Source organism: Teichococcus coralli (assembly GCF_009829925.1).
Lineage (GTDB): Bacteria > Pseudomonadota > Alphaproteobacteria > Acetobacterales > Acetobacteraceae > Pseudoroseomonas > Pseudoroseomonas coralli.
Genome location: NZ_SNVJ01000009.1, coordinates 96931 through 117419 on the forward strand (window position 1 = coordinate 96931; position 20489 = coordinate 117419).

Genomic DNA, 20489 nt, shown 5'->3' on the forward strand with positions numbered 1-20489 from the left:
ATTCTTTCCCCCGGCCTTTTTCCCCCGTTCAGCCCGGCAGCGCCGTGCCCTGCCAAAGCGCATCCAACCGCGCCTCCGTCTCCGCCGCGCCCAGGACCGGCGTGACCAGCTCGCGGAACTTGCCGGAAAGCTCGTCGTCGGAGAGCGGGTCCTCGGGATCGCCCTTGCGGTTGGGCTGGGTGTGGGTGAGCACACGGCCGTCGCGGAGCGCCACGCGCAGGTAGGCGGCACGGCGGCGGGGATAGGCGTCGGCGAGATCGGGGGCGATGCTGACGCTCACCTTGGGCATGGTGGCGCGCAGCGTCGGGTCGGCCAGGGCCTCGGGCGTGAAGGCGGCGAGGCGCACGCCGCCCAGGTGCAGCAGCGCGGCGACGCAGTGCTGCACGCTGAAGCGGGCTTCCTGCTCGGTGGCGGCGTTGGGCCGGTCGCAGAGTTCCTGCGTGGCGCGGTAGCCGCCGACATGGATGCTTTCGACATCCTCCGGGCCGAAGCCGTGCGCGGCGCGCAGCGCGCCAAGCCCGTCGAGCGCGGGGAAGATGTGGCCGCAGCAGCCATGGTTCTTGAAGGTGATGGCGGCGATGGCGAAGTCTCGGTCCAGCCCGTCCAGGGCCTTGGCCCAGTCGCCGGTGCTGTCGCTGGTGGCGGCCGCGAAGCCGACCGGGCCGTGCAGCACGTCGGGCGCGCCGGTGACGCCGGCCACCGCGAGGCGGGCGGCGAGCAGGCCGGCATCGGCGGCGTGGCCGGGGTGCAGCGGCTTGCTCATGCCCTCGCCGCGGAAGGCCTGCTGGAGGCCGCCGGCCATGGTGGCGGCGGTGGCGAGGGCATTGCCCATCTGTGTCGCGTTGGCGCCGAGCAGCAGCGCGCCGGCGGTGGCGGCGGAAAAGGTGCCGACGGTGCCGGTGGTGTGCCAGTGGCGGTAGTGGCTGGGCTGCACGGCGAGGGCGATGCGGCAGCCGACCTCGTAGCCGGCGACGAGGGCGCGGAGCAGGTGCTCCATCGCCAGGCCGCGGTCCTGCGCCACGGCGAGGGCGGCGGCCACCGTGGGGGCACCGGGATGCAGGCCGGAATCGCGGTGGATGTCGTCGAACTCCACCGTGTGCGCGGCGGCGGCGTTCAGCAGCGCGGCGTGGCGCGGGGCGCCGCGCTTCCCGTCGGTGTAGCAGAGGGCGCCGCCCTCGCCGCGCTCGGCGGCCAGGGCGACGGCCATCAGGCTGGCCGGGGCGCGGCCGGTGCCGGGGAGCAGGGCGGCGAACCAGTCCACCAGGGCGCGGCGGGCGTGGTGCGCGAGGTTCGGCGGCAGGGGGCGGGCGCGCCAGGTGGCGGCGTGCTCCGCGAGCGCCAGGAGGGGGTTCGCCGCCGCGCTCATGCCAGCACCGCCAGACCGTCGGCGGCGCGCACGCCCTGGCCGGCGGGCAGCACGAAGAGCGGGTTCACCTCCGCTTCCTGCAGGCGCTCGCCGGCCGCCATCGCCATGGCGGCGAAGGCCAGCACCGCATCCACCAGCGCCGGGATGTCGGCCGGCGCGGCGCCACGGAAGCCGCGCAGCAGCTTCATGGCGCGCAGCTCCTCCAGCATGGCCTCCACCTCGGGGCGGGTGACGGGGAGGGGGCGCAGCGCGGTGTCCTCGAACAGCTCGGCGGTGACGCCGCCGAGGCCGAGCAGCAGCATCGGGCCGAGCTGCGGGTCGCGGTGCACGCCGAGGATCATCTCGACGCCGCCGCGCACGCGCTCCTGTACCAGGAAGCCCTCGGCGGGCGGCAGGCCGGCTTCCGCGACGCGCGCCTGCATGGCGGCGCAGGCGGCCGGCACCTCCTCCGGCGACAGGCCGACGCGCACGCCGCCCAGCTCGCTCTTGTGGGCGATGTGGCGGGCCAGGATCTTGAGCACCAGCTCGCCGCCGAGGCTCTGCGCGGCCTGGGCGGCGCCCGCGGCGTCGGGCACGGCGATCTCGCGCGCGACGGGCACGCCGAAGGCGGCGAAGAGCGCCTTGCTCTCGGCCTCGTTCAGCGGGCCGGCGGGGAGGGCGGCGAGCATCTCGGCGGCGCCGGGCGGCGGGGCGGCGGGGGCGGACTCTTCCGGCAGGGGGCGCGGCTGCAGGGCGGTGAGCACGGCGGCGCAGCTTTCCGGCGTGGCGAAGGCGGCGATGCCCTGCTGGTTCAGCAGCCGCACGATATTCGGTGCGTGCGGGCTGACATAGGCGAGGATCGGCTTCTCGCTGGTGCGCTGGCATTCCAGCATGGCGTCGGCGACGATGTCCGGCCGCGCCAGGGCGGAGGAGCCGACGACGGTGACCAGCGCGTCGTATTCCGGGCTTTCCAGCAGGGCGGTGATGGCGCCGCGGAACAGGTCGGGGCGCAGGCCGGCGAGCGTGACGTCCACCGGGTTGCGGCCGGTCGCGGCCTGGTCGCCGTCGAGCAGCGCGGCGAGGCGGGCGTCGGTGGCGGCGGCGGGCACGGGGAGAGCGAAGCCGGCGAGGCCAAGGTTGTCGGCCAGCAGGGTGCCGGCGCCGCCGGTGGAGGTCAGCACGGCGACGCGCTTGCCCTGCGCGCGGCGGCCGGGGGCCAGGGCGGCGGGGATGTCGAGCAGGTCGTTGAAGCTCTCGGCGCGGATCACGCCGCACTGGCGGAACAGCGCGTCATAGGCGCGGTCAGCGCCGGCCAGGGCGCCGGTGTGCGAGGCGGCGGAGCGGGCGCCGGATTCCGAGCGGCCGACCTTGTAGACCACGACCGACTTGCCGAGCGCCGCCGCCCGCCGCGCCGCCACGCGGAAGGCCTGCGGCCGGCGCAGCCCTTCGAGGTAGAGGGCGACGGTGTCGGTCTCGGGGTCGTCCAGCAGGGCGTCGAGGAAGTCGGTGCTGTCGAGGTCGGCCTCGTTGCCGGTGGCGATCAGCTTGGCGAGGCCGATGCCGCGGTCGGCGGCGCGCGAGAGCAGCGAGCCCAGGATGCCGCCGCTCTGCGAGATGACGGAGAGGCGCCCGCGCGGCAGGCCGCCGATCTCCAGCGCGCCGGTCGCCGAGAGGGTGATGGCATCGGAAAGGTTGACCAGGCCGATGGTGTTGGGGCCGAGGATGCGCATGGTCCCGGCGGCCTGCTTCAGCGCCGCCTGACGCGCGGCGCCCTCGGGCGAGGCCTCGCCATAGCCGCTGGCCAGCACGATGGCGGCGGCGCAGCCGTGGGCGGCGAGGTCACGCACCGCGGCCTCGGCGCGTTCGGGGCCGAGCAGCACGATGGCGGCGTCCGGCGCGCCGGGGAGGGAGGCGACGTCGGGGAAGCAGGGCAGGCCGCCGATCTCCGCCGCGCGCGGGTTCACCGGCCAGATGGCGCCGGAGAAGCCGTGCTTCTGCAGATAGGCGACGGGGCGGCCGGTCATCTTGGACGGGTCGGCCGAGGCGCCGATGACGGCGACGCTCTGCGGGCGCAGCAGCCGCTGGAGCGCGTTGCTGTCGGTGGTGACGGCGTTCATGCGCGGCCGGCCTTTTTGGCCTCGCTGCGGGCGAGGAAGGCGGCGACCGAGTCCAGGTGCTCCTGGCTGCTGTAGCAGATCGCCTGCGCCTGGCTGCCCATGGCGAAGACCTGCTCGACGGAGAGCTCGAAGGTCTGGTCGAGGATGGACTTGGCCAGGGCGAGCGAGGCGGGGGCGCCCTGGCTGAGTTCGGCGGCCCAGGCGCGGGCGTCGTCGAGCAGGCTTGCGTCAGTGGTGGCGCGGTCGGCGACGCCGAGCTTCAGCGCCTCCTCCGGTTCCAGCGTGCGGCCGGTGAAGATCAGCTCCTTGGCGCGGGCGAGGCCGACCCGGCGCGGCAGGAAGTACATGCCGCCGCCATCGGGGATCAGGCCGCGCTGCACGTAGCTCATGGCGAAGCGCGCGGAGGCGCCGGCCATGACGAAGTCGCAAGCCAGCGCGACGTCGCAGCCGAGGCCGGTGGCGGCGCCGTTCACCGCCGCGATGGTGGGCTTGGGCAGGGCGTGCAGCATGGCGATGGCGTGGTGCGTGCGCTGCTGCCGGCGCCAGCCGTTCAGCGCGATCTGGCCATGCGGCGCGGCGAGGCGCTCCTTCATGCCGCGCACGTCGCCGCCGGCGCAGAAGCCCTTGCCGGCGCCGGTGACAACCACGGCGCGGATGGCGTCGTCGCGCGAGACGCGGTCCAGCACGGCCATCAGGTCGCCGCGCATGGCGTCGTCGATGGCGTTGCGGCGCTCGGGGCGGTTCAGCGTCAGGGTGGCGACGGGGCCATCCACGCTCAGCAGGATGGTGTCGCTCGCCGGCTGGTCGGAAGTCATGCGTGGGGGTCCTGTGCGGTTGTGGCGCCGGCCGCCGCGTTCAGCGGGTTCGGCAGCGCGGCGCCGGCGTTCCAGGCGCGCAGGCAGGCCGTGGCGCCCTCGAAATAGGCGCGGAAGTTGCGCGCCGAGACGTAGCCGAGATGCGGCGTCAGCAGGGTGTTGGGCGCCGCCAGCAGCGGGTGGTCCGCGGGCAGCGGCTCCTGCTCGAAGACGTCGATGGCGGCGCCGCCGAGCCGGCCCTCGTGCAGGGCGGCGAGCAGCGCGGCCTCGTCCACCAGCGCGCCGCGCGAGGTGTTCACCAGAAGGGCGCCGGGCCGCATCGCCGCCAGCTCCGCCGCGCCGACGATGCCCCGCGTGCTGGGGCCGAGGCCGAGATGCAGGCTGACGATGTCCGACCGGGCGAAGAGGTCCAGCTTGCCGGCCAGCTCGGCGCCGGCGGCGGCGGCGCGCTCGGGTGTCATGTTGGGGCTCCAGGCCAGCACCTTCATGCCGAAGGCCAGCGCAATGGCCGTCACCTTCACGCCGATGCGGCCGAGGCCGGCGACGCCGAGCGTGGCGCCTTCGAGTTCCAGTCCCGGCGGGTGCGCCTGCCAATGGCCCTGGCGCAGCGCGTTCTCCTGTGCGGGGATGCGGCGGGCGAGGCCGAGGATCAGCCCCCAGGCCAGTTCCACCGTCGGCGCCGCGGAGGAGGGCGTGCCGCAGACGGCGATGCCGCGCGCCTGGCAGGCGTCCATGTTCAGCACGCGGTTGCGCATGCCGGTGGTGACCACCAGGCGCAGGTCGGGCAGGGCCTCGGCGAGTTCGGCCGGAAAGGGGCTGCGCTCGCGGATCAGCACCACGGCGTCGAAGCCGCGCAGGCGCTCGGCCAGCGCGGGGCCGGTGACGTGGTCGGTGAAGACCTCGACCGGCAGGCCGGACCAGTCGGCGGAGGCGCGGGCGGCGTCGCCGAAATCGTCCAGCAAGGCGATGCGGCGGAGGGGTGGGCGGGCGGTCATGCGCGATCCTCCAAGGGCAGGCCAGGGGCGCCGGCCCTGGACCCCGCCGGGGTGCCCGCGGGAACACCGCGGTCCCCCCTGACCCCGCCAACAGATGCCGGGAGCCGGCGCATCGCCGTCACTCGACCTTCATGCCGGCGCGGTCCACCACCTGCTTCCAGCGCTGGCGGTCCTCCAGCAGGAACTTCGCGAAGTCGGCCGGGGTGGGGCTCGGCTCGATCTCGACGCCTTCCTCGATCATGCGCTTCTGCACGACCTGGTCGGCCAGGGTCTCGTTGAGCGCGGCGTGCAGTCTGCTCACGCGATCCGGCGGCATGCCGGCGGGGCCAAGCAGCGCGTACCAGGTGGCGGACTGCACGCCGGGAAAGCCTTGCTCAACCGTGGTAGGCAGGTCGGGCAGGATGGCGGAGCGCTTCGGCGCCGCCAGGGCGATGGCGCGCAGCCGCTTGTCCTCGATATGCGGCTTCAGCGGCGCCGCCGCGTTGGTGATCATGTCCACGCGGCCGGCCAGCACGTCGGTCAGCGCCGGGCCGGTGCCGCGATAGGGAATGAACTCCATCGGCACGTCCAGCACCTGCGCGATCATCGCGCCCAGCGCATGGCCGGTGGTGCCGACGCCGGGCGTGGCGAAGGACATCGGCGGCTTCGCCTTGGCGGCATAGCCCTGCAGCTCCTTCATGTCGTGCACGGGAACCTTGGGGTTCACGGTGATGACGTTCGGGGCGTTGCCGATGAAGCCGATCGGCGTGAAGTCCTTGATGATGTCGTAGGGGACGTTGGGCTGCACCAGCGAGGAGATCAGGAAGCTGCCGCTGCCGCCGAGCAGGAAGGTGTAGCCGTCGGGCTCCGCCTTGGCGACGAGGTCGGTGCCGATCAGGCCGCCGGCGCCGCCCTTGTTCTCCACCACGATGGTCTGTCCCAGCCGGTCGGACATGTGCTCGGCCACCAGCCGGCCGACGATGTCGTTGCTGCCGCCGGCGGTGAAGGGGATGATCATGTGCAGCGGGCGGTCGGGGAAGCCGGCGGCGCGGGCCTTGCCGGCGGCGAGCGCGGGCAGCAGCAGGGACGGCAGCATCAGGGCGGTGCGGCGGCGCATGGGCGAACTCCTCCGAGGGCCGGCCTCGTGGCGGGCCGGTTTTTGCGTGGCGCGGAGGATGGGGCGGGGTGCCCCGGCGGCCCAGGGAGAAATTCTTGCACTACCCCAACCTCAGGTTAGTCTGTGCCCATGGAGGAAACCCTGCCCCCGCTCGGCGCGCTGCGCGCCTTCGCGCTGGTCGCCGAGACCGGCAGCCTGACCGCGGCGGCGGCGGCGCTGAACGTGACGCAGCCGGCCGTCAGCAAGCGGCTGCGGCTACTGGAGGCGACGCTGGGCGTCGCGCTGCTGCGGCGCGGCGCCAATGCGGTGGCGCTGACGGAGGCGGGCGAGCGCTACGCGGGCGAGGTGCTCGCCGCCTTCGCGCGGCTGCGGGCGGCGACGGCGGCACTGGACGCGCGCCCGGCCCCGCTGCGCATCCGCGCCTACACCACCTGGGCGCTGCGCTGGCTGATCCCGCGCCTGCCGGACTTCCGGGCCCGCCATCCTGGGCTGGAGGTGGAGCTGGCGACCTCGACGGCGCTGGTGGACTTCGCCCGCGAGGGGGTGGATGCGGCGGTGCGCAGCGCCGCGGCGGCGAGTCCGCCGGCGCCCGGGGCGCTGCGGCTGCAGCCGCTGCTGGTGGCGCCCTTCGCCGCGCCGGCGCTGGCCGGCCCGGCCCGGCACCGGCGCGACCTCGCCGAGATGCGGCTGCTGGGCAGCCGGGTGCGCCCGCAGGACTGGGGCATCTGGCTGGCGGCGCAGGGGCGGAGCGCCGCGACGCCGCCGCTGCTCTTCGAGAGCACCAGCCTGGCGATCCAGGCGGCGATGGAGGGGCTGGGGGCGGTGATCTGCGCGCCAGCCTTCGTGGCGGAGGAGGTGCGGCGCCGCCGGCTGGTGCCGATGGCCCAGGGCGCCGCGCCGGGCGCGGTGCCGAGCGGCGACCACTACTGGCTGATCCTGCCGCCGGCACCGCGGCCCGCGGCGCTGGCCTTCCGGGACTGGCTGGCGGAGGCGGTGCGGGACTAGCGCGGCAGGGGATGCTCTATGCCCGCCGCGTCAGGGCTCGATCACGGCGAAGGAATAGCCCTGGAAGCGGGGCTCGCGGCGGAGCTGCGACAGCGCCTCCTCGGCGACCTTGCGGGAAACGAACCGCTCCGCGGCGGTGGCGCTGCTGACCCCTGCGCGCTGTCCTTCCTGCTGGCGGGCGCCGTAGAGCACGGCGCCGCTGGGGGAGATGAGCTTGATCAGGTAGGGCATGGCCTCCCTCTGTTTCCGTGAGGTGACACCCAGGGCAACCTCCACCTCCCCCTCCAGGTTGCGCCCGCGCCGGCTCAGCCCCGCCGCTGCCGCAGCGCACGGTAGCCCAGCCAGGCGCGCAGCAGCAGCCAGCAGCCCATGGCCCAGGCGGCGCCGAGCGCCCAGCCGGCCAGCACGTCGGTCGGCCAGTGAACGCCGAGATAGACACGGCTGATGCCGATGACGAGGACGATGGCGATGGCGCAGCCCAGGATGTAGGCCTTGAGGCGCCGGTACCGCGTCACGCCGGCGAGCAGCGTGCCGAGCGTCAGGTAGCAGGTGGCGGACAGCATGGCGTGGCCGCTGGGGAAGCTGGCGGTGTAGACGTCCGCGAGATGCGAGACCAGCTCGGGCCGCGGCCGGTCGAAGCCCTGCTTCAGCAAGTTGTTCAGCACCATGCTGCCGGCGAAGGAGATCACCAGCAGCAGCGCGGAAAGCCACTTCCGCAGCATCAGGATGTAGCCCAGCGCCAGCAGCCCGATCAGCAGCAGCACGGCGTAGCTGCCGAGCGACGTGAAGTCGCGCATCATGATCTTCAGCCAGAGCGGCCCGAGCGGTTCGGAGGGGTCGCCGGCATGGCGCAGCGCCAGCAGGACGGCCTGGTCGAAGGCGCGGGTCTCGCCCTCCAAGGTCTCGTCCACCAGGGCAGCGAAGGCCCAAAGGCCGCCGGCGCAGACCGACAGCGCGGCCAGGGTGACGAACTGGCCCCAGCTGAAGCGATGGACAAGGCCCTTGAGGAAGGAAGGAAGGAGCATGCCGGATTCCAAGTGCAACAAGGCAGAGACGCAGCTTTCTTGCCGGGGTTGCGAAGTGGCCCGCATCTCTCCCGCACTTCACGTGTTTCACAGCGGCGCGACCGCGGGACGGGAGAAGGGAGCGGCATGAACGACAGGGCAGGCGACGCGGCCATCATGGTGGAGCCGGTGCCGGCGGGAGCCAGCCGCCGCGCGCTGCTGGTGGTCAACGAGCGCGCGCGCAACGGCAACGCGGCCCTCGAGGAGGCGCTGGAGGTGTTGCGCGGCGCGGGCTGGACGCTGGTCGAGCACCGCTGCTCGCCGGAGCAGGGCGCGGCCGAGGTGATCCGCGCGCGCGCGGCGGAGGGCTTCGCCGCCGTCATCCTGGGGGGCGGGGACGGCACGTTGAACGGCGCCGCGCCGGCGCTGATGGAGACCGGCCTGCCCTTCGGCATCCTTCCCCTGGGCACCGCCAACGACCTGGCGCGCAGCCTGGGCATCGAGCCCGACCTGGCGGCGGCGGCCGGCGTGATCGCCGCCGGGCACCTGCGGACCATCGACCTCGGCGAGGTGAACGGAAAGCCCTTCTTCAACGTGGCCAGCATCGGCTTCAGCGCCACGCTGGCGCAGCGGCTGGGGCGCGAGGAGAAGCGCCGCTGGGGCAAGCTGGGCTACGCCTTGGCCGCGTTCCGCCTGCTGCGGGAGGTGCGCCCCTTCACCGCCTGGCTCACCCATGACGGCGCGACGGAAAAGGTGCGGACCATCCAGGTGGCGGTGGGCAACGGGCGGCACTACGGGGGCGGCATGACGGTGCAAAGCGATGCGCGCCCGGATGACGGCAAGCTCGACGTGTACAGCCTGGAGCTGACCCATCGCTGGCGGCTGCTGGCGCTGGTGCCCTACCTCAGGCGGGGCACGCATGGGCAGTGGCGGGACGTGCGCGCCTTTCCCACCACCGAATGCGAGGTGCGCACCCGCAGGCCGATGCCGGTGAACACCGATGGCGAGATCAACACCCATACGCCCGCGCATTTCCGCCTGCTGCCACGCGCCACGCGGGTTTATGCGCCCGCAGTGATCCCGGGGATGGAGGCCGCCTGATGGAGGGGTTGCTCGTCCTGGCCGCTGATCCGGCGGCCTGGATCGCCCTGGCGACGCTGGTGGCGATGGAGGTGGTGCTCGGCATCGACAACCTGATCTTCATCTCCATCATCACCAACAAGCTGCCGGCGGCGCGGCAGGCGCGGGCGCGGCGGATCGGCATCGGACTGGCGCTGGTGCTGCGCCTGGCGCTGCTCGGCACCATCGCCATCATCGTGCGGCTGACCGCGCCGGTCTTCGAGGCCTTCGGGCATGGCTTCTCCTGGCGCGACCTGATCCTGATCGCCGGCGGGCTGTTCCTGGTGTGGAAGGCGACCAAGGAGATCCACCACAACGTGGACCCGCCGGCCGAGGGCGACATGTTCGCCGGCAGGGGCGCCCATCTCGGCTTCGGCGCCGCCATCGCGCAGATCCTGGCGCTGGACCTCGTTTTCTCGATCGACAGCATCATCACGGCGGTGGGCATGACGCCGCACGTGCCGATCATGGTGGTCGCGGTGCTGGCGGCCGTGGCGGTGATGCTGCTGGCGGCCGATCCGCTGGCCCGCTTCATCCAGGCCAACCCGACGGTGGTGATGCTGGCGCTCGGCTTCCTGCTGATGATCGGCATGACGCTGATCGCCGAAGGCTTCGGCGCGCATGTGCCGAAAGGCTACATCTATGCCGCGATGGCCTTCTCGGCGCTGGTGGAGGGCCTCAACATCCTGGTGCGGCGGGCGAAGCGGCGGCCCGGCTAGGCCCGGGCCGGTGCCGCGCCCGGTTGCGGCGGCGCGGCCCACGCAACCGGGCCTGCCCGGGCGGCATTACCCGGCCGGGCATCCGGCCCGGCACCAGAAAGTCTGCCGATGGACAAGGCGGCCTATACCGCACGCAAGAGCATTCCCGAGATCATCGCGGCGGCCGATACCGGCGAAGTCGGGTTGAGGCGGGCGCTCGGCCCACTCAGCATCACGGCGCTGGGCATCGGCGCCATCATCGGCGCCGGCATCTTCGTGCTCACCGGCACCGCGGCCGCGCAGTATGCCGGGCCGGCACTGGTGCTTTCCTTTGTGCTCGGCGGCATCGCATGCGCCTTTGTCGGGCTGTGCTACGCCGAACTGGCGGCGATGATTCCCGTCAGCGGCAGCTCCTACACCTACACCTACGCGACGCTCGGCGAGCTGATGGCCTGGATCATCGGCTGGGATCTCATCCTGGAATACGCGATGGGGGCCGCCACCGTCGCGGTCGGCTGGTCCGGCTATGTCGGCAGCCTGCTCGCCGGCCTCGGCCTGCATCTTCCGCCCGTGCTGACGCAGGCGGCCGGGAGCACCGTGCGGCTGGCCGACGGCACGGAAGCGGTGGCGCTGCTCAACCTCCCCGCGGCGCTGATCGTGCTCGCGCTGACGGCGCTGCTGATCCTCGGCACGCGGGAGTCGACGCGGCTGAACAACGCGATGGTGGTGGTGAAGCTCGCTGTCGTGCTGCTCTTCATCATCATCGGCGCGGCCTATGTCACGCCGGCCAACTGGCATCCTTTCCTGCCGCCCAACACCGGCGAGTTCGGCCATTTCGGCTGGAGCGGCGTGCTGCGCGGCGCCGGCGTCGTGTTCTTCGCCTTCATCGGCTTCGACGCCATTTCGACGGCGGCGCAGGAGACGGCGTCGCCGCAGCGCGACATGCCGATTGGCATCCTCGGCTCGCTGGCCGTCTGCACGGTGCTCTACGTGCTGGTGGCAGGCGTGCTCACGGGCCTGGTGCCCTATCCCGCGCTGAGCGTGGCCGATCCGATCGCCAAGGGCGTGGACGTGATCGGGCTGGGCTGGCTTTCCGGCCTCATCAAGCTCGGCGCGCTGGCCGGGCTGACCACGGTGATCCTGGTGCTGCTCTACGGGCAGGCCCGCATTTTCCTCACGATGGCGCGGGATGGGCTGCTGCCGCCCGTCTTCGCGCGCATCCATCCCCGCCTGCGCACGCCCTGGGCCAGCCAGATGATGATCGGCCTTGTGGTGGCCTCGATCGCCGCGGCGGTGCCGATCGGCATCCTGGGCGAGATGGTCAGCATCGGCACGCTGTTCGCCTTTGTGCTGGTCTGTGGCGCGGTGCTTTACCTGCGCCGGCGGGAGCCGCAGATGGCGCGCCCCTTCCGGGCGCCGGGCGTTCCCGTCGTGCCGGCCCTGGGCATCGGCTTCAGCCTGTTGCTGATGGCGGGCCTGCCGCTCGACACCTGGCTGCGCCTGGTGATCTGGATGGCCATCGGCCTGGTGATCTACGCCCTCTATGGCCGGCACCATTCGGCGCTGCGGCAGCCGCCGCGCTAGAGCGGTTTCCGCTCGCTTCGGCTCACGTCAAACGCTCCAGCCATTTGTTTTGACGCGCATCTTCACCCGATCGAATGATTCCGCCCGATCGGGATCTGCTCCTGATCGGCCGGTGACGGAGGCGCGGGGCCGGGGTTCCATCCGGCTGCCCGTCCGGGTGAACAGGGGGGGGGCCTCCGCCGGTCGAGGGTCCGGCCGCGCGCCGGCGCCCTTCCGGCTAGAGCAGCTCCCGTTCCGCTGGCATCGTCGGGACGGGTAAAGATGCTCGTCAAAACAAACGGCTAGAGCATTTCCCGCGAGCCAGAGCGAACGGAAAATGCTCTAGTGTCCTGATCGAGAAATTCCTACGATCATGCGAATGGTCGTAGGAGGCGGCGATGGGCAAACCTGCGGTGTCGATTGCGCTGAGTGCGGCCGAACGGCGGCAGCTGGAATCGCTGGCGCGGGCCCACAAGACCGGTCAGGCGATGGCTCGGCGGGCTCGGATCGTGCTGGCTGCGGCGGCAGGGCGGGAGAACAAGGTGATCTGCGCCGAGGTTGGCGCCGACGCGAACACGGTCGGCAAGTGGCGCCGCCGCTTCGCCGCGCATCGGCTGGACGGACTGCTCGACGAGCCAAGACCGGGCACGCCGCGCCGGATCGGGGATGACGAGATTGCCGACACCATCCGCCGGACGCTCGAGATGCCCCCGGCCGGGGCCACGCATTGGTCGTTGCGCTCCATGGCCAAGGCGGTCGGCTATGCGCCGTCGACCATCCACCGCATCTGGCGCGCCTTCGGATTGCAACCGCACCGGAGCGAGACCTTCAAGCTCTCAAACGACCCGCTCTTTGTTGAAAAGGTGCGTGACATCATCGGGCTGTACATGAGCCCGCCCGAACGCGCCTTGGTGCTGTGTGTGGACGAGAAGTCTCAGATCCAGGCGCTCGACCGCACCCAGCCCCTGCTGCCCATGCGCCCCGGCCAGGCCGAGCGCCGCACGCACGACGACACCCGCCACGGCACCACGAGCCTGTTTGCCGCCCTCGACGTTGCCACGGGCGCCGTCATCGGTCGCTGCTACCCGAAGCACCGCTCCAGCGAGTTCCGGAAATTCCTGGACTAGGTCGAGACCGCCGTGCCGCCAAGCCTCGACGTTCACCTCGTCATGGACAACTACGCCACTCACAAGACCAAGCCGGTCCGAGACTGGCTCGCCAAGCGCCCCCGCTGGCACGTCCACTTCACGCCCACCGGCGCGTCCTGGATCAACCAGGTTGAGCGCTTCTTCGCCCTCCTGACCGAACGCCAGCTCCGGCGCGGCGTCCACCGTTCCACCGCCCAGCTTGAGGCCAACATCCGCGCCTTCATCGACGCCCATAACGCCGACCCCAAGCCCTTCCGCTGGACCAAATCTGCCAACGACATTCTCGCCGCCGTCCAGCGCTTCTGCCTCCGCTCCCAACAGGTCGGAGGAACTACGGAATCAGGACACTAGACGCCGCGCTGCAGCCCGCCATCCACCGCCACGGCCTGCCCGGTGACATAGGCGGAGACCGGCGCGGCCAGGAAGGCGACCATGGCGGCCACCTCCTCCGGCGCGCCGAGGCGGCCCATCGGGATGTCGGCGGCGACGCGCTGGAGCACCGCCTCCTCGGTGATGCCCTCGTCCCGCGCCATGGTGGTGGCGCGACTCTGCCAGAGCGGCGTCAGCGCGCGGCCCGGCGAGACGCTGTTCACCCCGATGCCTTCCGGCGCCAGCTCCAGGGAAAGCGTCTTGGCCAGGGCGAGCAGGCCCGCCTTGTGGGTGTTGGAGACGACCTGGTGCGCCGTCGGCTGGCGCGCGGAGACGGCGCCAAGCAGCACCACCCGCGCGTTGCCGGCGCGGCGCAGGGCGGGCAGCATGGCCCGCACGGCGCGCACCGTGCCGAGGATGTTGAGCTCGTAGTTCGCCAGCCACTGCTCGTCGGTCAGCGCCTCGAAGGCGGAGCGGTGGCTGCCGCCCGCGGCGCAGACCAGGGCGTGCAGCGGCCGCCCCTCGTAGCGCGCGGCCAGCGCCGCCACCTGGGCGGGATCCGCCTGGTCGCAGCGGACGGTCTCGGGGATGGCGCCGCTTTCGGCGGCGAGGCGCTCGGCGGCGGCGGCGAGGCGGCCGGCGTCGCGCGCGGCGATGGCCACGCGCGCGCCCTCGCGCAGCAGCATCGCCGCCGTGGCGAGGCCGATGCCGGAGGAGCCGCCGATCACCAGTGCCTCGCGGCCGTTCAGTTGCAGGTCCATTGCTCGCTCGCTTTCAGTTCGCCGTTCATTCCGCCTTGGCGCCGGAGGATTTCAGGATCGGGCGCCACTTCTCCGTCTCGCTCCTCAGGAAGGCGGCCAGTTCCTCGGGCGTGGACGGGCGCGCCTCGGCGCCGTGCTGCGCCAGGTCGGATGCCAGCGCCGGCTCGCGCAGGCATTCCTGCAGGGCGGCGCTGAGCCTGGTGACGATGGGCTTCGGCAGGTCCTTCGGGCCGAGCATGGCATACCAGTTCGCCACCTCGAAGCTGGGCACCGTCTCGGCCACGGCGGGCACGTCGGGCAGCAGGGTGCTGCGGCGGGCGGTGGGCACGGCCAGCGCGCGGATCTTGCCGGCCTCGATCAGCGGCAGGGCGGTGGGGGCGGTGGCGAAGGAGAAGTCCACCTTGCCGCTCACCAGGTCGGTCATGGCCGGACCGCCGCCGCGATAGGGGATGTGCACGGTCTGGATGCCGGCGAGGTGGTCGAGCAGCGCGCCGCCCAGATGCCCGGCGCCGCCGATGCCGGACGAGGAGTAGTTCAGCGCCCCCGGCCTGGCGCGCGCCGCCGCGATCAGCTCGGGCAGGCTCTTCCAGGGCCGGTCGGCGGGGACCACGAGGATGTTCAGCACGTCGGCGAAGAGGCCGATGGGCGTCAGGTCGGCCTGCGGGTTGAAGGGAAGGTCGCTGAACAGGCTGGGATTGATGGCGAGGGCCGAGATGGTCCCCATGAGCAGGGTGTAGCCATCGGGCGCGGCGTTGACGACCGCCTGGGTGGCGACGTTGCCGCTGCCGCCCGGCTTGTTCTCGACCACCACGGGCGCGATGCCGCCAAGGGCGGTCTGCAGGCGCGGCGCCAGCAGGCGGGTGGTGATGTCGGTGGCGCCGCCGGGCGCGAAGCCGACGATGATGCGGATGGCGTGATCCGGGTAGTCCGTCTGCGCACGCGCCGCACCGGCCAGGGCCGGGAGGGCGAGCGCGGCACCAAGCACGGCCCGACGCTGCAACATGGCGTGTCCTTCCTCTGCCGCGCCGGCTTTCCTTGCGCCGCCGGGAGGCGGGGGCCGGCTTCGGGCAAGTTCCCGGGCCATGCTGGCGCCCGCTTCTGACGACTGTCAACAGTATGGAGCGGGATACCCCGGCATACGGCCCTTGCCGGCGGGCTCAGGCGGCGAGACGGGCCGCCGGAATGGCGAGGAAGACGCGGCGGAATCCCTTCTCCTCACGGCGCTCCAGCTCCATGAAGCCAAGGCGGCGGTAGAAGTCGAGGTTGCGGGTCATCAACGCGTTGGTCAGCAGCCGGATCTCCGGCAGGCCGCGGCGCAGCGCCTCCTCCGCCACGAAGCGCATCAGGCGGCGCCCGGTGCCGGCATGCTGGCGCGCCGGGTCCACGGCGATGTTGTCGAGCCAGAGATGGCCCGGCCGCGCCTCCAGGACGAGGAGGCCGGCGAGGCCGCCCTCCGCCTCCAGCACCCAGGCCTCGCCGGCGGCGATGCGGGCGGCGTAGTCGTCGTCCATCGGCGCCGGGCGGCGGCCGATGGCGGGGACGTAGTGGGCGTAGGCCTGCTCCACGATCGCCGCGAGCAGCGGGGCCTCCCCGGGACGGGCCAGGCGGATCGTGGCGCCGCTCATAGGGCGGTGCCGCCGATGGTCAGGCCGGTCATCTTCAGCGTCGGCTGGCCGACGCCCACCGGCACGCCCTGGCCCTGCTTGCCGCAGGTGCCGATGCCGGGGTCGAGCGCCATGTCGTTGCCGATCATGGTGACGCGGGTCAGCGCCTCCGGCCCGTTGCCGATCAGCATGGCGCCCTTCACCGGCGCGCCCACCTTGCCGTCCTCCACCAGATAGGCCTCGGACATCGAGAAGACGAACTTGCCGGAGGTGATGTCCACCTGCCCGCCGCCGAAGTTCACCCCCCAGATGCCGCGCTTCACGCTGCGGAGGATCTCCCCCGGGTCCTTGTCGCCGCCGAGCATCACGGTGTTGGTCATGCGCGGCATCGGCGCATGGGCATGGCTCTGGCGGCGGCCGTTGCCGGTGGGGGCCGTGCCCATCAGCCGGGCGTTCTGGCGGTCCTGGAGGAAGCCGGTCAGGATGCCGTCCTCGATCAGCACGGTGCGGCCGGAAGGGGTGCCCTCGTCGTCCACCGTGAGGGAGCCGCGGCGGTCGGGGATGGTGCCGTCGTCCACCACCGTCACGCCCGGGGCGGCGATCCGCTGGCCGAGCAGCCCGGCGAAGGCGGAGGTCTGCTTGCGGTTGAAGTCGCCCTCCAGGCCGTGGCCGATCGCCTCGTGCAGCAGGATGCCGGGCCAGCCCGGGCCGAGCACCACCTCCATCTCGCCGGCGGGGGCGGGGACGCTTTCCAGGTTCAGCACGGCCTGGCGCAGCGCCTCGTCCACCGCGCCCTTCCAGGCGGTTTCCGAGGTCACGCGCGCATAGGCGAAGCGGCCGCCCATGCCGTGGCTGCCGGTCTCGCGGCGCCCGCCGGACTCCACCACCACGCTGACGGAGAGGCGCACCAGCGGGCGCAGGTCGGCGACGCGCTGGCCGTCCGGGCGGATCACCTGCACCGCCTGCCACTCGCCGGTCAGGCTGGCCATCACCTGCGTCACGCGGCTGTCGCGGGCGCGGGCATAGGCGTCGATCTCGGCCAGCAGCGCGGTCTTGGCCGGAAAGGCCATGGCGCCGAGGGGGTTGGCGTCGTCGTAGAGGCGGGCGTTGGTGGCGCGGGGGCCGACCGCCAACTGGCCGGAGCGGCCGGCGGCGACGGCGCGCACGGTGTCGGCGGCGCGCCGCAGCGCGGGTTCCGAGATCTCGCCGCCATGCGCGTAGCCGGCGGCCTCGCCCTGCACCGCGCGCAGGCCGAAGCCGCGCGTGGCGTCGAAGCTGGCGGAGCGGATGCGGCCGTCGTCCAGGCTGATGGCCTCGCTCTCGACGTATTCCAGGAACAGCTCGCCATCCTCGGCACCGGCCAGGGCGCCGGAGAGGATGCGCTCGGCGGCGCCACGGTCGAGGTCGCGGAAGAACAGGCGGTCGGTGGTGTCGAGAGCGGTCATGCCGTCTGCTCCTGCGGTTGTGTGGCGGCGGCCAGGCGCAGCCGGGCGGTGGTGCCCTCGCCGCGCAGGCTTTCCAGCGTCAGGGTGGCGCCCATGGCCTGCGCCAGGGCGCGGGCGAGATAGAGGCCGAGCCCCGAACCCTGATATCGGCGCGCGTGGCTCGTTTCCAACTGCACGAAGGGTTCGAAGGCGCGCTCGACCTGCCCGGCCTCGATGCCGATGCCGGTGTCGCTGACGCGGATCTCCACCGCTCCGTCCGGCAGCGCGGCGGCGGCGAGGTGGACCATGCCGCCGGCGGGGGTGAACTTCACCGCGTTGGCCAGGAGGTTGAGCAGCACCTGGCGCAGCCGCCGCTCTTCGGCAAGGGCGCGCGGCAGCTCGGGCAGGGGCGCGAGCTCCAGCCTCACCTGCGCCGCCTCCGCGGCGCCGCGCATCAGCCGCAGCACCCCTTCCAGCACGCTCGGCAGGTAGAGCGGCCGGGTCGCCACCCGCACGGCGCCGGTGCCGGCCTGGGCGACGTCCAGGACCTCGTCGATCAGCGAGAGCAGGTGCCGTCCGGCCTCCAGGATGCTGCCGGCGAACTCGGTGACGTGCGGCGGCCCGGGCTCGGCGGCCAGGGCCTCGGAGAAGCCGATCACCGCGTTCAGCGGCGTGCGCAGCTCGTGGCTCATGGTGGCGAGGAAGCGGGTCTTGGCGGCGTCCGCCTCCTCGGCCGCGGCGCGGGCGCGCTCGATCTCGGCGCGGGCGCGGCGCTCCTCGGTGACGTCCGCATAGGTGCGGACGAAGCCGCCATCGGGCGTCGGGTCGGTGCTGACCTCGATCACCGTGCCGTCCGCGCGGGTGCGGCTGAAGCGGTCGAGCCGCGGCACCTTGCCGACGGCGCGCTCCCGGTACATCCGCTCCGCCTCCGGCCCGGCACCGAACTCGCCGCGCTTGTACTGCAGGTCGCGCAGGGTGGAGAGATGGGTTCCCGGCGCCAGCTCCTCGGCCGTCAGCCCGATCATGCGGCAGGCGAGCTGGTTGGCGGCGACCAGGCGGTTGTTCTTGTCGAACAGGCAGACGCCGTGCCGCATGCTGTCCAGCATGGCCTGCAGCAGGTCGGCGCGGCGCTGCGCCTCGGCCTCGGCGCGGTGCAGGGCGGTGACGTCGGAGACCACCGAGAGGTGGCCGCCGTCCGGCAGTGGCGCGGTGCGGCCGGTCAGGACGGTGCCATTGCGGCGGACACGGGTGACCGGCGGCCGCTCGAAGTCGAACTGCCGGCGGAAGACCTCCTCCGCCGCCTCGGGATTCAAGTATTCCCTGTTCTCCTCGCGCCGGCGGCAGACGTCCATCAGGTGCTCGCCGATGGCCACCTCGCTGCCCGCCATGATCTGCTGAAAGGCGGCGTTGACCATGCGCACCCGGTGGTCGGGGCCATAGACGCAGACGCCGTGCGGCATCGCGGCCAGCACGCCGTCCAGCAGGGCGGCGCGGCGCTTGGCCTCGTCCTCCGCCTGGCGCAGCGGCGTGACGTCCTCCAGGGAGACCAGGAAGCCGCCGCCCGGCACGGGCTGGCTGACCGAGCGGATGGCGGTGCCGTCCAGCCGGACCCGGACGGAGCTGAAGGGCTGGCTGCGATCCTGCTGGCGGCGGGCGGCGAAGATGCGCCTCGCCTCCTCGTCCAGAGGGTTGTGCTCCAGCATGATCTCGATGATGGCGTCGAAGCTGAGGCCGGTGCGCAGCGTCCCCTGCGGCAGGCCGAGCAGGCGCTCGTAGGCCTCGTTGAACAGGCAGAGCTGGCGCCGAGAGTCGTAGAGGCCGAGGCCGGTCGGGGTCTGCTGCAGGGTCAGGTGGGCGATGCGCAGGCGCTCCAGCGCCATGGCCTCGGCCTGCCGGTGGGCGGTGACGTCGGTCAGGAGGCCGAGCCAGCCGCCGCCCGGCAGCGGCACGGAGCTGATGTCGTACCAGCGGCCGTTGGTGCCGCGCAGGGTGCGGTGGTGCGGCCTGCCGCGGTCCACCGCCATGGCGGCCGCGGCCTGCGCTTCCGGGTCACCGGCGCCGTAGAGGCCGCGAAAGGCGAGCAAACGGACCACTTCCGCCTGGCTACGGCCGAGCAGCTCGCTTGCGGCGGCGAGGTCCAGCATCCGCCGGGCGGCCTCGTTCGCCAGCACGACCCGGCCCCCGGCATCGAACACGCAGGCCGCGGCGGGCATGGCCTGCAGCGCCGCCTCGGGAAAGGGCGCCGCGTCCGTCATGCCGTGCCGTCTCGCGGCGGGCGCAGCGCGTGCATCGCCACCAGCGTGGCGGTGAGCACGCCCACCGCCACGGCCTGATGCAGCGTCCCCAGCCAGGCCGGCACAACCAGCAGCAGCGTGGCGACGCCGAGCGCGTATTGCAGCGCCACGGTTCCGCCCAGCGCCAGCAGCGCGCCGCGCGCGAAGCCGGCGGGCAGGGCGCGCGCGCCCCAGATGGCGGCGGCCAGCGCCGCCGCGCCGGTGAGGGTGGCCAGCAGGCGGTGGTTGAACTGCACGGCGGCGATATTGGCCACCCAGTTGTGCCAGAAGGGGTTGAGCTGGCCGTAGCCGGGGGGCACGATCTCGCCGTCCATCAGCGGGAAGGTGTTGTAGGTGAAGCCGGCGTGCAGGCCGGCCACGAAGCCGCCGGCGAGCAGCGTCAGCGCCACCAGCCCGGCGGTGGCATGCACCAGCCGGCGCAGCCCGGCCGGCGCGCGCGGGCCGCCGCGCCGCGGCCGCAGCTGGCCGAGCGCGGTCCAGAGGATGACGCCGTAGAGCAGCAGGGCCAGGCCGAGATGCACCACCAGCCGGTAGGGCGAGACGGCGGTGCGGTCGGCCTCGAAGCCGGAGGCGACCATGAACCAGCCGACCGCGCCCTGCAGGCCGCCCAGCGCGAACAGCAGCACCAGCCGCGGCTTCAGCCCGGGCGGGATGCGGCCGCGCAGCCAGAACCAGACGAGCGGCAGCAGGAAGGCGAAGCCGATCATCCGCCCCCAGAGCCGATGGGTCCATTCCAGCCAGAAGATCTGCTTGAAGCCCTCGATCCCGAAGCCGCGATTCACCAGCTCGTATTGCGGGATGGTGCGGTAGAGGTCGTAGAGCCGCTGCCACTCGGCCTCGGAGAGCGGCGGCAGCGCACCCGAGAGCGGCGCCCATTCCATGATGGAAAGGCCGGAACCGGTGAGCCGCGTCGCGCCGCCGAGCGCGATCATCGCCCAGATCAGCCCGGCGACAATGAGCAGCCAGAGGCCGATGGCGCGGCGGTGGGCGAGGCGGTCGGAACCAGGGGGGTGAGGATCGAAGGGCATTTGAGGATCTTTTAGCACAGCGTTCGCTGCGGAGGTGGCGTCGCGGTGCCGCACCGGCAATGCGTTCGCGACGGAGCGGCACGGTCTCATCTTGTCCGTCCCCC

Annotated in this window: 17 protein-coding genes and 1 pseudogene; 5 read left to right on the forward strand and 13 right to left on the reverse strand. The window is 72.9% G+C overall.

Annotated features, from left to right (window positions below; translation table 11 throughout):
• Positions 1-28: 28 nt before the first annotated feature.
• From E0493_RS12185 to E0493_RS12205, 5 genes are all read right to left on the reverse strand, one after another.
• Positions 29-1366 (reverse strand): MmgE/PrpD family protein, encoded by a 1338-nt coding sequence (locus E0493_RS12185; RefSeq protein WP_160937227.1) that lies wholly within the window; start codon positions 1364-1366, stop codon positions 29-31.
• Positions 1363-3462 (reverse strand): acetate--CoA ligase family protein, encoded by a 2100-nt coding sequence (locus E0493_RS12190; protein WP_160937228.1) that lies wholly within the window; start codon positions 3460-3462, stop codon positions 1363-1365. Before E0493_RS12190 ends, E0493_RS12185 begins: the two co-directional genes overlap by 4 nt.
• Complete coding sequence (locus tag E0493_RS12195; protein WP_160937229.1) at positions 3459-4277, reverse strand: enoyl-CoA hydratase/isomerase family protein; 819 nt, start codon at positions 4275-4277, stop codon at positions 3459-3461. The genes E0493_RS12190 and E0493_RS12195 overlap by 4 nt, the downstream gene beginning before the upstream one ends.
• Positions 4274-5272 (reverse strand): D-2-hydroxyacid dehydrogenase family protein, encoded by a 999-nt coding sequence (locus E0493_RS12200; protein ID WP_160937230.1) that lies wholly within the window; start codon positions 5270-5272, stop codon positions 4274-4276. The genes E0493_RS12195 and E0493_RS12200 overlap by 4 nt, the downstream gene beginning before the upstream one ends.
• Before the next feature lie 118 nt (positions 5273-5390).
• The gene (locus tag E0493_RS12205; protein WP_160937231.1) at positions 5391-6368 is read right to left on the reverse strand and encodes a Bug family tripartite tricarboxylate transporter substrate binding protein; all 978 of its coding nucleotides are present in this window, start codon (positions 6366-6368) and stop codon (positions 5391-5393) included.
• A 129-nt stretch (positions 6369-6497) separates the two neighbouring features.
• Between E0493_RS12205 and E0493_RS12210 the strand changes: the two genes are divergently transcribed.
• The gene (locus tag E0493_RS12210; RefSeq protein ID WP_160937232.1) at positions 6498-7373 is read left to right on the forward strand and encodes a LysR substrate-binding domain-containing protein; all 876 of its coding nucleotides are present in this window, start codon (positions 6498-6500) and stop codon (positions 7371-7373) included.
• 30 nt (positions 7374-7403) lie between these two features.
• Here E0493_RS12210 and E0493_RS12215 read toward each other — a convergent pair whose 3' ends face one another.
• Complete coding sequence (locus tag E0493_RS12215; RefSeq protein ID WP_160937233.1) at positions 7404-7604, reverse strand: hypothetical protein; 201 nt, start codon at positions 7602-7604, stop codon at positions 7404-7406.
• Positions 7605-7678: 74 nt separating this feature from the next.
• Positions 7679-8398 (reverse strand): phosphatase PAP2 family protein, encoded by a 720-nt coding sequence (locus E0493_RS12220; RefSeq protein WP_160937234.1) that lies wholly within the window; start codon positions 8396-8398, stop codon positions 7679-7681.
• 126 nt (positions 8399-8524) lie between these two features.
• Here E0493_RS12220 and E0493_RS12225 point away from each other — a divergent pair, with 126 nt between their 5' ends.
• From E0493_RS12225 to E0493_RS12240, 4 genes and pseudogenes are all read left to right on the forward strand, one after another.
• The gene (locus E0493_RS12225; protein ID WP_235913737.1) at positions 8525-9478 is read left to right on the forward strand and encodes a lipid kinase; all 954 of its coding nucleotides are present in this window, start codon (positions 8525-8527) and stop codon (positions 9476-9478) included.
• Positions 9478-10215: a TerC family protein gene (locus E0493_RS12230; RefSeq protein WP_160937235.1), complete on the forward strand. Its 738-nt coding sequence runs from the start codon at positions 9478-9480 to the stop codon at positions 10213-10215. Before E0493_RS12225 ends, E0493_RS12230 begins: the two co-directional genes overlap by 1 nt.
• Positions 10216-10323: 108 nt before the next feature.
• Positions 10324-11778: an amino acid permease gene (locus E0493_RS12235; protein ID WP_160937236.1), complete on the forward strand. Its 1455-nt coding sequence runs from the start codon at positions 10324-10326 to the stop codon at positions 11776-11778.
• Between the two features lie 377 nt (positions 11779-12155).
• Positions 12156-13256, forward strand: a pseudogene (locus E0493_RS12240) (IS630 family transposase).
• Here E0493_RS12240 and E0493_RS12245 read toward each other — a convergent pair.
• From E0493_RS12245 to E0493_RS12270, 6 genes are all read right to left on the reverse strand, one after another.
• Positions 13253-14035, reverse strand: coding sequence for an SDR family oxidoreductase (locus tag E0493_RS12245; RefSeq protein ID WP_160937237.1), 783 nt, complete (start codon positions 14033-14035; stop codon positions 13253-13255). The pseudogene E0493_RS12240 and the gene E0493_RS12245 overlap by 4 nt on opposite strands.
• A 25-nt stretch (positions 14036-14060) precedes the next feature.
• Positions 14061-15038 (reverse strand): Bug family tripartite tricarboxylate transporter substrate binding protein, encoded by a 978-nt coding sequence (locus E0493_RS12250; protein ID WP_160937238.1) that lies wholly within the window; start codon positions 15036-15038, stop codon positions 14061-14063.
• 154 nt (positions 15039-15192) lie between these two features.
• Entirely contained in the window at positions 15193-15660 is a 468-nt protein-coding gene (locus E0493_RS12255) for a GNAT family N-acetyltransferase (protein ID WP_160937239.1), read from the reverse strand.
• Entirely contained in the window at positions 15657-17084 is a 1428-nt protein-coding gene (tldD, locus tag E0493_RS12260; RefSeq protein ID WP_160937240.1) for a metalloprotease TldD, read from the reverse strand. The genes E0493_RS12255 and tldD overlap by 4 nt, the downstream gene beginning before the upstream one ends.
• Entirely contained in the window at positions 17081-19318 is a 2238-nt protein-coding gene (locus tag E0493_RS12265) for a sensor histidine kinase (protein WP_160937241.1), read from the reverse strand. Before E0493_RS12265 ends, tldD begins: the two co-directional genes overlap by 4 nt.
• Complete coding sequence (locus tag E0493_RS12270; protein WP_160937242.1) at positions 19315-20385, reverse strand: COX15/CtaA family protein; 1071 nt, start codon at positions 20383-20385, stop codon at positions 19315-19317. Before E0493_RS12270 ends, E0493_RS12265 begins: the two co-directional genes overlap by 4 nt.
• Between the last annotated feature and the right edge of the window lie 104 nt (positions 20386-20489).